This window comes from Undibacterium sp. Ren11W, assembly GCF_049340485.1.
In the GTDB taxonomy this organism is placed as follows: Bacteria; Pseudomonadota; Gammaproteobacteria; order Burkholderiales; family Burkholderiaceae_D; genus Undibacterium.
The window spans coordinates 318,225-331,266 of the sequence record NZ_JBMPPB010000005.1 but is presented as its reverse complement, the minus strand read 5'-3'; the positions used below and the strand labels follow the sequence as shown (position 1 = coordinate 331,266).

12 protein-coding genes are annotated in these 13,042 nt (G+C 45.6%); all 12 read right to left on the bottom strand.

The annotated features are described in order from the left end of the window. Positions 1–421: 421 nt before the first annotated feature. A complete protein-coding gene (gene galE, locus ACO0K8_RS14015) occupies positions 422–1,423 on the bottom strand; it encodes a UDP-glucose 4-epimerase GalE (protein WP_422947272.1) in 1,002 nt (333 codons plus the stop codon). A gap of 72 nt (positions 1,424–1,495) precedes the next feature. After that, complete coding sequence (locus tag ACO0K8_RS14010) at positions 1,496–2,776, bottom strand: nucleotide sugar dehydrogenase (protein WP_422947271.1); 1,281 nt, start codon at positions 2,774–2,776, stop codon at positions 1,496–1,498. Positions 2,777–2,839: 63 nt separating this feature from the next. After that, a complete protein-coding gene (locus tag ACO0K8_RS14005; protein ID WP_422947270.1) occupies positions 2,840–3,604 on the bottom strand; it encodes a WecB/TagA/CpsF family glycosyltransferase in 765 nt (254 codons plus the stop codon). Then, the gene (wecB, locus tag ACO0K8_RS14000) at positions 3,601–4,710 is read right to left on the bottom strand and encodes a non-hydrolyzing UDP-N-acetylglucosamine 2-epimerase (protein WP_422947269.1); all 1,110 of its coding nucleotides are present in this window, start codon (positions 4,708–4,710) and stop codon (positions 3,601–3,603) included. The genes ACO0K8_RS14005 and wecB overlap by 4 nt, the downstream gene beginning before the upstream one ends. A 129-nt stretch (positions 4,711–4,839) precedes the next feature. Then, positions 4,840–5,916 carry a glycosyltransferase family 4 protein gene (locus tag ACO0K8_RS13995; protein WP_422947268.1) on the bottom strand — a complete coding sequence of 359 codons (1,077 nt, stop codon included), beginning with the start codon at positions 5,914–5,916 and terminating at the stop codon, positions 4,840–4,842. Next, positions 5,917–6,735 carry a heparin lyase I family protein gene (locus ACO0K8_RS13990; RefSeq protein WP_422947267.1) on the bottom strand — a complete coding sequence of 273 codons (819 nt, stop codon included), beginning with the start codon at positions 6,733–6,735 and terminating at the stop codon, positions 5,917–5,919. It abuts the gene before it with no gap. 179 nt (positions 6,736–6,914) lie between these two features. After that, positions 6,915–8,030 (bottom strand): glycosyltransferase, encoded by a 1,116-nt coding sequence (locus ACO0K8_RS13985; protein ID WP_422947266.1) that lies wholly within the window; start codon positions 8,028–8,030, stop codon positions 6,915–6,917. 83 nt (positions 8,031–8,113) lie between these two features. Then, positions 8,114–8,413: an acyltransferase gene (locus ACO0K8_RS13980; protein WP_422947265.1), complete on the bottom strand. Its 300-nt coding sequence runs from the start codon at positions 8,411–8,413 to the stop codon at positions 8,114–8,116. Between the two features lie 206 nt (positions 8,414–8,619). After that, the gene (locus ACO0K8_RS13975; RefSeq protein ID WP_422947264.1) at positions 8,620–9,456 is read right to left on the bottom strand and encodes a DUF2334 domain-containing protein; all 837 of its coding nucleotides are present in this window, start codon (positions 9,454–9,456) and stop codon (positions 8,620–8,622) included. Next, positions 9,446–10,411, bottom strand: a complete 966-nt coding sequence (locus tag ACO0K8_RS13970; RefSeq protein ID WP_422947263.1) for a glycosyltransferase family 2 protein — start codon at positions 10,409–10,411, stop codon at positions 9,446–9,448. The genes ACO0K8_RS13975 and ACO0K8_RS13970 overlap by 11 nt, the downstream gene beginning before the upstream one ends. Beyond that, a complete protein-coding gene (locus tag ACO0K8_RS13965; protein ID WP_422947262.1) occupies positions 10,408–11,727 on the bottom strand; it encodes an oligosaccharide flippase family protein in 1,320 nt (439 codons plus the stop codon). Before ACO0K8_RS13965 ends, ACO0K8_RS13970 begins: the two co-directional genes overlap by 4 nt. Further along, positions 11,720–13,012: an O-antigen ligase family protein gene (locus ACO0K8_RS13960; RefSeq protein WP_422947261.1), complete on the bottom strand. Its 1,293-nt coding sequence runs from the start codon at positions 13,010–13,012 to the stop codon at positions 11,720–11,722. The genes ACO0K8_RS13965 and ACO0K8_RS13960 overlap by 8 nt, the downstream gene beginning before the upstream one ends. Between the last annotated feature and the right edge of the window lie 30 nt (positions 13,013–13,042).

The window sequence follows — 13,042 nt, the reverse complement described above, 5'->3', positions numbered from 1 at the left end:
GAGCATGCCACCTGAACAAGCGCATGGGCTATGCGCTAAAGGGCGATGCTTGCATTAATTTCGCACTTTACCCCGAAGTTCCATCTGGGCCTAGCCATTGTAAAAACACTAGACGTAGGCCCAAAACACAGAGCGCAGTGCCTCAATTGCCGCATGACATAAAAGGGCGCTGCGTTTTTTTTGACCGGCATCTTCGAAACGATGTTACTAAAATTCACAAGTGCACCGGCCGATTGAGCAATAGCCATGCGGGTTTCAGGGCAGATGCCGCCAACACCCGCATGGATACTGCGTCTCCGGGCATGCCCCCTGAGCAAGCGCATCGGCTGTGCGCAATCGAGTATGCACTTCGCCCAGTCCAACAAAATACAGCAAAAATATTTCAATACCAATACAAGTTGCAACTATTACATTTCACTCTTTACTCTTTAGGCGACGACTGCCAGCGCCAGGTGTCCACGCACATTTGTTCCAGGTTTTTCTCGGCGCGCCAGCCCAGTTCTTGCTCGGCCAAAGCCGGGTTGGCGTAGCAAGCAGCGATGTCGCCGGGGCGACGGGCCACGATTTTATATGGCACCGCTTTGCCGCTTGCCTTTTCAAAGGCGCGTACCATCTCCAACACACTATTGCCACGCCCGGTGCCTAAGTTGTAGGTCAGTACACCAGGTTGTTGCGTCAATTTCGCCAGGGTCTTCACATGGCCTATCGCCAGATCCACCACATGGATATAGTCGCGCATGCCTGTGCCATCTGCCGTTGGATAATCATCGCCATACACCGACAAAAATTCGCGCAGACCGCCCGCCACTTGCGCCACATACGGCAACAAATTATTCGGGATGCCATTAGGCTCTTCACCGATCAAGCCGCTCTCATGCGCACCGACCGGATTAAAGTAGCGCAGCAAGGCAATGCTCCAGCTAGGATCGGCCAGCGCCACGTCACGCAGCATCTCTTCTACCATCAGCTTGCTGCGGCCATACGGATTGGTCGCCGATAACGGGAAATTTTCTAAAATAGGCACCGTCGCCGGATCGCCATACACCGTGGCCGACGAGCTAAACACCAGCGTCTTCACGCCGAATTTAGCCATAACACGAAACAGCACCAGGCTACCGGTGACATTATTATCGTAATACTGCAGTGGCTGCTGCACCGATTCACCAACCGCTTTTAAACCAGCGAAATGGATCACGGCATCGGGCTTATGCTCGGCAAATACCGTCTCCAGATTCTCTTGATCGCGCACATCGACCTGCGCACAGGCGAAAGCCTTACCGGCGATTTTCTCAATACGGCGCAGCACCGAGAGTTTGCTATTGCAGAGATTATCAACAATCACCACCTCATGCCCGGCGCTGACTAGTTCGATACAAGTGTGCGAGCCGATATAGCCAGCGCCGCCAGTTACTAATATTTTCATTTTATTCACCTCATATCGAACTAATTATTATCTAGCAAAACAACGCCCACGAATAAGCCATATATGGCTCGATTACAAGCGCCAGATTTTAACGCCAGCCTGCTCCAGACCATCGGTATTAAAACAAGCTTTAACGTCGATAAAGCAACCGCCCTTGATCAGTTTTTTCTGGAAATCTTCGCCCTGCAAAGCCAGCAAATCACGGTGCGGTACAGCCGCTACAATCGCATCGGCGCGTGGCAATTCATCCCATGCATACAGCTTTACGCCATATTCGTGCATCGCTTCTTCTGCATCGGCATGCGGATCATGCGTGAATACCTCAACCCCGTAGGTCTTAAGCTCAGCGATCACATCGGCCACTTTAGAATTACGCAGATCAGCGCAGTTTTCTTTAAAGGTCAGCCCCAGCACGATCACTCTAGCATCCTTAATATAGCTGCCGGCAGCTATCATGTTTTTGACGGTTTGTTCGGCTATGTATTTTGCCATGCCGTCATTAATGCGGCGGCCAGCCAGAATCACCTGAGGATGGTAGCCCAGCATCTGCGCTTTATGCGTCAAATAATACGGGTCAATACCAATGCAATGTCCGCCCACCAAACCCGGGCTAAACTTAAGAAAGTTCCACTTAGTACCGGCCGCCTTCAACACCTCGGAAGTATCAATGCCGATCTTATCGAAGATGATCGCCAGTTCATTCATCAAAGCGATATTCAGATCGCGCTGAGTATTCTCGATCACCTTGCAAGCCTCTGCCGCCATGATGCTAGAGCAGCGATGCACACCAGGTTTAACGATCAATTCGTACATACTGGCGACCTTCTCCAAGGTCTCTGGCGTGTCGCCTGAAACTACCTTGACGATGGTGGTTAAAGTATGTTCACGATCACCCGGATTAATACGCTCTGGTGAATACCCGACGAAAAAATCTTCTTTCCATTTATAACCAGATTCGCGCTCCAGCACAGGGATGCACACTTCTTCAGTTGCGCCGGGATAGACGGTAGATTCATACACCACGGTTGCGCCCTTTTTCATGTGCTTGGCGACAAAACTGCTGGCACCGATCAAAGGAGAAAAATCGGGGATATTCGCCTCGCGCACTGGGGTCGGAACCGCCACAATTATGATGTCAGCCTGACCCAGCATAGTGGGGTCAGCAGTGTACTCAGCATGCACTGACGCTTGTAACTGTTCATCAGATAATTCGCGCGAAGGATCCACGCCACGCTGGCAAGACTCCACCTTATTGAGCGCGATATCAAAACCAATGGTGCGGGTGTGTTTGCCGAACTCAACAACCAGTGGGAGGCCTACATAACCGAGGCCGAGAACTGCAATAGTAGTCATGAAAAACTTTCAAACAAAAAGGGTAAATTGCTTGGTAAAAAAAGGCTATTCGTTTAAATAAATTTAACGACGACTTACTTCTTTTAAAAGTAGCCAGAAGAAGCCCATATCCTCGATAAAATAGCGTCTGAACATGCGGCGTGGCTCTTGTAAAAACCGGTAGAACCACTCTAGTCCTGACTTTTGCATCCACACTGGTGCACGCTTAACACGTCCAACCGCCACGTCAAAAGTACCGCCGACACCCATGGCAAAAGGGATCTTCATCTGCGCCTGATATTGGCCCAAGAAATGCTCCTTCTTCGGGGAGCTAATCGCTACAAATAACAAATCTGCCTTTGCTTCTTTGATTTGTTCAACCACACCAGCCTCTTCTTCCGGCTTCCAATAGCCGTTGCGGTAGCCAGCAATAGTTAATCCGGGGTATTTTTTTTCATATACCTGCTTTACGCCGGAAACAACTTCCTCGCGTGCGCCCAACAGATACACACGCCATCCTTTGCTGGCAGAACGCTGCATCAGCGCTTCAAACAGATCTACACCGGCAACGCGCTCTTTTAAACGTTTTCCTAACAAACGCGAAGCCCACACGACTGGCATGCCATCCACATTGATCAAGGCACATTCGTTAATAATACGACGCAGCTCAGGATCGTGATTTGCCTTCACCAATTTATCCACGTTGACGACAACATGCTGATGCGGCAGGCCAGATTTGATGAATCCTTCCACTTTAACCAGGGTTTCTTCCATAGACAAATTGTCGATCTGGCAGCCCATCATCTCTATGCGTTGATTCAGTTGGTTGCCTGCATCGCCCTGGCTCATGCTAATTCCTTCGCTAAAATCTCAACGATGCGTACCGCCGCCTTGCCATCCCACAGGTGCGGCCTGCGTCCTTGCTTACCTTCGCCACGCAAGACTTTGTTCACCTCAGCGACAATACGCACCGGGTCGGTACCAACTAACACATTCGATCCCTCATCTACAGTTACAGGACGCTCGGTGTTCTCGCGTATCGTGATGCATGGCACGCCGAGTGCTGTGGTCTCTTCCTGCAGGCCACCGCTATCGGTCAGCACAACCGCAGCGTCTTTCCACAAGTTAAGAAAAGCCATGTATGCCTGTGGCCCGACTAAAGTGACGTTGGGACCAAGATCGATGCCGAACTTATCTAGGTTGCCTCTGGTGCGCGGATGTACAGGGAAAATCAATGGCAACTCGGTGGCGATCTGTTTCAAAGCCGCCGCAATACGGGTCATCATCGCAGCATCATCGACGTTGCTTGGGCGGTGCAGAGTTACCACGCCATAACGTGCGCCATTTTGCGTATGTGCGGCCTTAAATGCGCTAGTCTCATACTCAGAGGTATCGGCATTGCTCAATTTCTCAGCCTGATATAAAGCATTGTCGACCATCACATGGCCAACATAATGGATCGCCGATTCCGCTTTACCTTCACGCCGCAAATGCGTCACTGCGCTTGGTTCAGTCACAAAAAACCAATCAGAGATACTATCGGTTACCAGACGGTTAATCTCTTCCGGCATGCTCATGTCACCACTACGCAAACCCGCCTCTACGTGCGCGACGGGGATGTTTAATTTTTTAGCGACGATAGAACATGCCAATGTCGAATTAACGTCGCCCACCACTAGGACCGCATCCGGCCGTTCGGTCTGGCACAAAGTCTCAAACGCAACCATGATCTTGGCCGTTTGTTCCGCATGGCTACCGCCACCGGCTGCCATAAAAATATCCGGTTCAGGGATGCCCAATTCTTCAAAAAACACATCGTTCATTTCACGGTCGTAGTGCTGCCCCGTATGAATAATTTTAAAGCCCAAACCACCATGTGCCTGCAAAGCGCGCACGATAGGTGCGATTTTCATAAAATTAGGTCGAGCACCAGCGACCAGATATATCAGTTTCATAAATTATTCCTATTCATACATTTAAAAGAATGAAAATCGATTTTCAAAAAGTTAAAAAACAAAATGCGCTCACGAACTATGATCAGGTTTATATTTTCATCAACCTTCAAGATCAAAAAGCGACTGAACCTACTTCGCCTTCATAATCGGTGTCGATAGATTTTGGTAAATGGCCTCAAGACGCGGCAACACCGCAACATCAGAGTATTCGTGCTCGATCCGGGCACGGCCAGAAGCTCCAATTAATTGCCGAAAGTGAGCATCACTTCCCAGCTTTATTAATGCGTTTGCAAGCTGCGACTGGTCACCTGCATCAACCAACAATCCACTCTCACCATCACAGATCAATTCGGGAATACCCCCAACGCGCGTAGTTACGACGGGCTTACCCCAAGACATCGCCTCCAAAACACTCATTGGCAAGCCTTCGTTATATGAAGGCAACACAAGGGCGTCGGCTTGTTTCAATAAATCGAGTTTATGATCTCCATCAACCCAGCCTAAGAACTTAACAGTTTCAGCAATACCAAGTTTCTCTACTAGCGCTTTTGCTTCATCCATATCACCAGTTCCACCAACAGAAAGGCGGGCACCTGGAATCTTCGCAAGCACCGCTGGCCAACATTCGAGCAAATCGAAAATGCCTTTTCTTTGTGTAATTACACCCAGAAATAAAAGTGAAAATATTTCATGATCAGTCTTATCTAATGTCAAAGTCGGCAATAGCACATAATTATTAAGTACCGTGATACGAGCCCGCGGAGCCACCTGAAGGACGAACTCTCGCCACGACTCTGAGAGAACGACCACTGCCGCCGCTTTTTCAAGCGAACGTCTGACCGCACGATGACGCAGCACCGGCATAGTCCCATGAAAGGTACTTGTGTCAGAACCATGTAAATGAATGATCGACGGCACGCCAAAGCAACGTGCGGTTTCAGCTATCAATGACTTGCGCCAAAAACTGCCCCGCATCGCCGCATGGATGTGTAAAAACGAAATCTTGCGACGTATCAATAACGACAATAAATGGCAATAAGCCGACGCGGCGATACGAACACGTGCTCCTGCGCTACCAGCGCAATGCGTCCAGAGCGACTCAAAACACCATCGTTGAAATACCCCGTCACGTTCGTAAGCATCAACCACCGAGCGCATACCGCCACGCGACTGGGTACAAACCATTAAGGCAATTTTTGACTTCATCTAATTATTTTCTTTCAGTGCATTTTTTTCGAGCGTATTCTTATTTGGCACTCGTCGCTCACTTGTGGAGCCCGATCCAGATGCAATTTTTTCTATAGACAATTTTTTAAAATATATGATGCTGTCAGTTTTTATTTTCGAATGACGATACTGTCCGAATTTAAGATAATGCTGATAGCTGTTGTGCATATTTCCGCCTTTCACCTTAAGATCGAACTCAGGATATCCGGCAATATGAAACTCCGCCTCGCCATCATCTTTAGTACTCCAATGCAATGTCATAGACACTTTCAGCCAGACCCCGAGCGCCACTTTATGCCATGAGCGTTTGTCCCGTCCATTCATAATCACACCGATCCCCGGGCTGCCATTATGTATTTCCATGAAGATTGCGACCGGAGGTGAGCGCACGGGAAACCCGTCCCATTTCTCATTAATCCGACGATCTGGCTGATCATGCCACTGAGAAAGCAACCACCACCGATTCAAGGGTTCATCGCCCTTCAGGTCCGTCGGGATTTTCATTTCCCATGTATAACGAATTATCTCGCCTTCAAGAAACGGAAAATCTACCGCCACCTCAGAGCGAGTACCGCCATACACTTGCGAAGTTTCATTACTAAGCCGAAACCCAACCCCCTCACCTAGTAACAAGTCATTGCACGAAGCTGCCTCAACAGAAAGCGCACCAGCTAGATCCGGAGCTCCTAGCATCTTGGCCATTTTCACTCGATCGACTTCATGACAATCAGGCGACTGCGCAAACACGGGCGCTGCAAGTAACAACACACAGGAAATCAAAAAAAATTGAATTTTCATTCGGGACACTTTTCAAAAAACGACTCGGTAACCTTATATCCCTCCCTATCTTGGATCAGGGCTAGGGCGACACTTCGCATGCTCCATTCAACGATAAGACCGGCCGGCTCACATCTATCAGCCTTTACTCTCACACTCAATCCACCTCAGTTGCAGTGACATCTATTTCGATACTCAACTCATCTCGTCACTAACAAATTAGTAATCAAATCCCAGTATTGCGCACCGATCCTATCTTCAGAGAACTCCATTGAGCGCAGGCGCAATAAGTCTTTGTCCCGCACCGGGCTGTCGAATGTACGACAAATAGCATCTGCCATTGCGATCGAATCCCCCACAGGAACCAACATTCCATACTTCTCACTACTTAAAATTTCAGCCGGGCCGTAATTGCAATCGGTACTCACAATAGGCAGACCGAATGCCAGCGCCTCGACCAAAACATTCCCAAATCCTTCCCATGCCGAGCTAAGTACAAATACATCCGCGTTGCGATAGTATGTTTCGACCTTATCGGTGTAACCGACAAATTCTATTTTTGAGGCTAGTCCAGCGGAGGCGATATACGTGTCTAACAATTCTTTCTCGGCAATTTCATGCACACCTCCAACAATCACTAGTAAAGCGTCATGACGGGTTAAAACCAATTTAAATGCACGTAACAAATTTGAATAATCTTTTTGTTTAGCAATTCGCCCAACAGCCAATATGATTTTTTTCTCACGCAAGGTTTCATCGTTGGCTAGTCCTAAAGAATCGCCCTTTACAGAAAATCGAACTGGATTATAGATACAACTCACTTTTTCTGGTTGATGCATACGCTGCGTAATCTGCCCTGCAATTCCCTTTGAAACCGTCAGCACGTGATCCGCTATTCGATAACCGAGAGCGACATAGTTATTGAGCAGCAATCGTCTTTTCCACGATGCATGTTGCCAATGCTCATCTAGCGAGGCGTGCTCGCTCACGATCGTCAAACATTTATGTTTCGCCAATTTGCTTGAGATGAGGGCGCCCATATTTGTATCGGTATAAGCCGAAATAAGCACGTCGGGGCGAAAAGCATCAATATAGTTTTTTAGTGGTCCGATAGACCGCGCCGTTCGAGAGCACTCTAAGCCTAACAGTTTAAAGCCATGGTTTCGCACCACTTCCTCAGTTTCTCCTGTTCCCACACGATCAACAACAAAATGGATTTCGACCTTATGCGTCCGAAACAAATAATCGGCGACGGAGATGAAGACCCTTTCGGCACCGCCAAAGCCCAAACTAGAAATTCTGAAAGCTACTATCATTTAATATCTAAACTTGTGTTTATATAAATTCATTAAGAACGAGCCACATATTAATGCCAGTCCATAAAAAGAAAAATCTTCCATTAACTGACGTCGATTTTTCCATATGCTTTTGTCTTGATCCCGGATCTAATTAATTTGGCAGGATTTCCTGCCACAATCGAATTATCAGGAACATCATTTGTAACAACCGATCCAGCCCCGATAATGCATTGATTACCAATGCGCACTCCTGGCATAACAATTGAATTCGCTCCTATAAAACATTTGTCACCAATAAAAGTATCCGCATGAAACTCACGACACATATCATGAGTGAATATCACGACACCAAAAGCAAGGTATGTTTCATTTCCGATGTGAATTCCACGTGGATTGGTCATATCCAAATTTGTCTTCAACGAAAACCGGCACGTTGGCGCCAAATTCATCTTACATATTTTTGTCAAATACAAATATCTAGTTGATATGAGCAGATTTCGGATTTGCAAAGCAAAAGCACGTACAACACCAAAATTTGTCGCTAAGTACCGTCTTTCTTTCATCTATATTTTGCCTTCAGAATATGAAATAAATTACCGATTAACATTTAGTTAAAGAAATCACTGGGAAGACAGAAAGTTGCCCCTTCATGGTTTAGCCAATAAATAATTTTTTTAAATGTAATAAATCCTTGCTCATCCCATTCGTTCGGATGTGCTTGTAAAGCAAGATAAGTAAGACTACGGTCTCGTTTATCAAAATTTTTCGAAAAAACTTCAAAATTTGGATGAAAAATAGGAGTCTCTATTTCCAAAATTCTTTGAATAAGTTTTGCTTTGTGACGCCGCTGATCCACTGGTTTGTAAAACCACACATAACGAATCTCTGGGATTTTATCTAATTGGATATACGTATTTGTATCGACTGCACTAGCATGTGGACCAAAGCCTTTCAATTCAATACCCAATCGTTGACGGGCTAATTGCTGTGTTTTCATAAGCGCTTTTTCTTGATCGACCGCCGATGCGCCGTTGAACTCGCTAATTACCCCAGTTTCGTAAGCCGTAAAACGATTTCGATAACCGTGATTCCAAAACTCCCCACCTTTAGACACTCTCTTTTTGAGCCATGAAAAATATGCGACGTTCTCTCTCTCTAATGATTCGCCAACAATGCCATAAGAAGCGGGAATATGATTTAACTCCAAGAATTCGACCACTTCGCTCCACTTTTTAGACACGCCAGCACTCGAACTGACATCCGCTACCACATCATCGAGTTTTAGCAAAATCGCTAACCTCTCTGCATTACTTTCGCACCTAGCTGAAGTCGCTGCCGTGGCTAATGGGGTTAGTATGAAAAATAGAAATCCCCCAAAAAAAATAAAAGAATACTTAAAAAACAAATCCAATTGTTTCCATCTACGTTGACGATTATTCATCATTTCTTTTTCCGAAAACAGTTTTGATCCTCTTCATAAGACTAAAGGTTGTTGGATATAACAGCATCGCTATTTTTTTTGGTTCTATTTCAAAATAGACTGCAAATGAATACCTCAGTTTGCGCATATCTGAAGACATATTCTTAGGTAGTAGCATGCGTCCAGCTAATTTAAACTGACAGCTATATACCGAATATGCGACGGCGATCCTAAGAAAATCATGCCGACGCATTCCATTCCTCGGGATAGTTTTGTAAAATTTCTCAAGGTTAGAAATATAATCAGGTTTTACATTAAAAGTAGCACTAGATGGATTGGTTCGATATCCATAAAGAGCATCTGATAAATTGAAGACCGTCTGCGCTTTTTCATACAGCAATGGGATCGTCATCATGTCTTCACAAAAACGCACCCCCAAAGGAAACTGTATACCGGTCAGTAAACTAGCCTTAAAAACACGGGTACATGGATACCAGCGTGCGATTGCATGGACACCATCGATTATCGCGGGCATCTGATGCAAGCCAAATTGTTTGTTGGTATAAAAAATGGGATTAAGCGCCAGTTCATCGGTTGAACTTACGAAAGTCTTATAGGCAAATTCAATAATGTCGGCGCCTGACTTAAGTGCCCCAAATATTTTCTCGAAATATCCCGGTAAGGCAACATCATCTGCATCGAAAAAACCCACGAATTGACCGGCAGCATGGCTAATACCAAGATTACGGGCGGCAGACACGCCCTGATTCTCTTGCGAAAACAATCTTAGCGTCCCCCGCTCTAGATAGCTAGAAAAGCACTCTTTGACGATACTTGAAGTAAAATCGGTTGAACCATCATCAACGACAAGTAGCTCGACTCTGTCATCAATTTGCCCTAGCAACGCCCCTAAAGAGTCTTTGATATAAGCGGCCGCGTTATAGGCTGGAATAATGACAGACAGTACTATTTTTTTCATGATTTATGCTGAAACAATTCCCTAGATTCTCTAAGGGAAACAACCGGCGATATTAATAATGTCCGGACAGCAGTTATCGCTACCTGGAATATAAAGCGAGTATCTTTAAACAATCCGTAAATAAAAAAATCGGTTAAAAAACTGGAACCTACCGCTACACAAGCTGCTGCGATAAAGCCAAAACGTGGTATCAGAAAAATATTCAAGCCTAGACTTAATGGTGCCACTATCAGCACTTTTATTAGTTCATAGCGGGCAAGTCTTGCCAGCACAAGAAGGCGCGAAAACAGGCAGGCTGGCAATGCAAATAGCCAGACCCATACGCCAATAGCGAGTACCCCGGCACTACCTTCAAATTTACTGCCATAAAGTAGCGTTATCAGCAAAGGTGCGCATAGTGCAGTAGCCGCAGCCATCACGAAGGCGATAGCAAATTGAATTCTGGCCACTTTGACCGCATACTGGAAAAAGGATGCTTTATCTGCCTGAAATTTATCGCTGAGCAAGCCATAAAATGTTAGTACCGTCACATGACCGAGAAAAACTGCTTGCGGAACCAAGCGCATCGCCGCTGAGTAAATACCAACTTCCTTAACACTCATAAAATGTGACAACACCAGAATATCTGCCTGACTATATCCAAAATACAAAATGCTAGAGAATAAAACCGGCATCGCTTCAGTCATCAGGCTTCGTACGCGTTTACCCGAAACATGCATTTTTTCTGGTTCCGGACATGCACGGCGATAGCCGTAAAACATCATTGCCGCCTGCACGATCGCTTGCAAAGGTAAATAAAACACCATCAGGTCATAAGAAAAATGCAGAACAGTGCCGACAACTAAAAACAGCAAGGCAACAATTCGCGACACCACGGCCGAAACCGCTAGGCCATAAGCGTCATTAATCGCCTGCAAATACAATTTAAAGAACAGCACCCGCATAAAATACGTACTGACAGCAACGCTGGAAAAGAGATAAATTTCATCAAAAAATTCACCACGCGCATAGAAAAAAATCGCAAGACTACACAGATATAATACCCAGCCTAGCGACTGGGCGAATAAGATACTTCCCTTCAGTTCGCCATCTTTTCGATTGAGTGCAAAATCTCGAATAATAAAATAGTCCAGACCTAGAGTTGCGAAAGCGACAAATATTCCTGATGCTGCCTGCACTAGCGAGAGCCGTCCCAAATTCTCAGGACCAAATACTCTAGCCAGCATGGCGGCACCGACCAGGCCAAATAATAATGCGGAAATGTTCTCTGCCGAATGGAATAAGAATTTGCGGGCTTGCCCGCCAGCCTTACTCATAGCACCTACGCAATTCAGGATGGGCCAGAATTTCTGTGCGCACCTCAACTTCAGCGACCTGTTTTGCAATGTTTATATTGCTAAAAAAAATCAGGTAGAAACTGAGAAACAAGTACAAAAACCACAAAAAATTGGTTGAGTGGTAAACAGTAGTTTCGGTAATATTATGAAAAACAAACAAGGTAATTAACGCAATCAGCATTCCAGATATTGGCGCTGTGGCGATCATCATTAGCCGGCGGTAATTACTCACAAAAGTACAAAATAGGATAGCTAAGCCGACAAAACCGAGCGCGCCAATTAAATCGATATAACCACCATCGGCAGAGCCCAACTTTTCAATCCATAAAGGGTATTTGGTTAAAAGTGACGTCTGCGCAATCTCGGAAAGCCGTCCAGCCCCCCAAAAAGACCCTGGTCCCAAGCCATGAAGCAAATCAATTTCTGCGCGCTTTAGCACTGTTACCCACAGTTCGCCTCTCCCGGTGAGAAACTCGTATGGTAAAAGTTTAATGAGATAACTAGCTATGGTGTCACGGTATAGAACCATCAAAATTATGAAGCCATAGACACACACAAGTAAGCCTCTTCCACATAATGCCAACATCCCTTTGGCAAACGATGATAGTTGGCCATGTAGTTTTTTTAACAGATGAAGTAGCAGAGAAATTACGACTATAAATAATAATAAGCCTAGTGAAGTTTTCGATCTGCTCAGCAAAAGAAGTGTAAATGCGATAGTAGCAAAGCCATAGTCAAGCCACTTGAGCTTCGATGAATACAAAATAATCACCAAACAGACAGACATCACCAAACCAAGATTGTTTTTATTAACATAAAATGCTTTAAAACCACTAGGGCTAACCGCATTTTTTGGATACGCGAGCGCAAAAAGTACAATTACGGTAATGACGAAAAATGCAGCCAACTTAAGACTCTTTATCAAGTCTTTACCGATTGCGTAGCGTGCCATTAAAACGCAAAGACAAAAAAATGCAGTCTGTACAAAGACAATATCTCGCGTGACTTTTGGGACCACAGACCAAAATACACTAGACGCGGCCCATAACTGAAACAGCATTAAACCGGGATTGAAGCGCAAGGCAGAAAAAATCTCTGGCATCACTCTCATATTTTTAAAACCGAAATAACTCAAACAAAGCAAGAGTGTGACTTTTGTAAATAAATTATTTCCCAATAACATGGCTGAAAAAACTAGGGTTAATGCCCAGGCTATGGGCTCCCCCTTTGTTTTGGTCGGCGAAGGGTAAAGCGCAGACATCATCGCTTAGATCCAATCAAAGCATCAGCTGGA

Excerpts from the sequence above, each read along its gene's own strand:
- ACO0K8_RS13990 (WP_422947267.1), bottom strand. The coding sequence starts at position 6,735 with ATGAAAATTCAATTTTTTTTGATTTCCTGTGTGTTGTTACTTGCAGCG.
- ACO0K8_RS13980 (WP_422947265.1), bottom strand. The coding sequence starts at position 8,413 with ATGACCAATCCACGTGGAATTCACATCGGAAATGAAACATACCTTGCT.
- galE (WP_422947272.1), bottom strand. The coding sequence starts at position 1,423 with ATGAAAATATTAGTAACTGGCGGCGCTGGCTATATCGGCTCGCACACT.
- ACO0K8_RS13995 (WP_422947268.1), bottom strand. The coding sequence starts at position 5,916 with ATGAAGTCAAAAATTGCCTTAATGGTTTGTACCCAGTCGCGTGGCGGT.
- ACO0K8_RS13965 (WP_422947262.1), bottom strand. The coding sequence starts at position 11,727 with ATGAGTAAGGCTGGCGGGCAAGCCCGCAAATTCTTATTCCATTCGGCA.
- ACO0K8_RS13970 (WP_422947263.1), bottom strand. The coding sequence starts at position 10,411 with ATGAAAAAAATAGTACTGTCTGTCATTATTCCAGCCTATAACGCGGCC.
- ACO0K8_RS13985 (WP_422947266.1), bottom strand. The coding sequence starts at position 8,030 with ATGATAGTAGCTTTCAGAATTTCTAGTTTGGGCTTTGGCGGTGCCGAA.
- wecB (WP_422947269.1), bottom strand. The coding sequence starts at position 4,710 with ATGAAACTGATATATCTGGTCGCTGGTGCTCGACCTAATTTTATGAAA.
- ACO0K8_RS14005 (WP_422947270.1), bottom strand. The coding sequence starts at position 3,604 with ATGAGCCAGGGCGATGCAGGCAACCAACTGAATCAACGCATAGAGATG.
- ACO0K8_RS13975 (WP_422947264.1), bottom strand. The coding sequence starts at position 9,456 with ATGATGAATAATCGTCAACGTAGATGGAAACAATTGGATTTGTTTTTT.
- ACO0K8_RS14010 (WP_422947271.1), bottom strand. The coding sequence starts at position 2,776 with ATGACTACTATTGCAGTTCTCGGCCTCGGTTATGTAGGCCTCCCACTG.
- ACO0K8_RS13960 (WP_422947261.1), bottom strand. The coding sequence starts at position 13,012 with ATGATGTCTGCGCTTTACCCTTCGCCGACCAAAACAAAGGGGGAGCCC.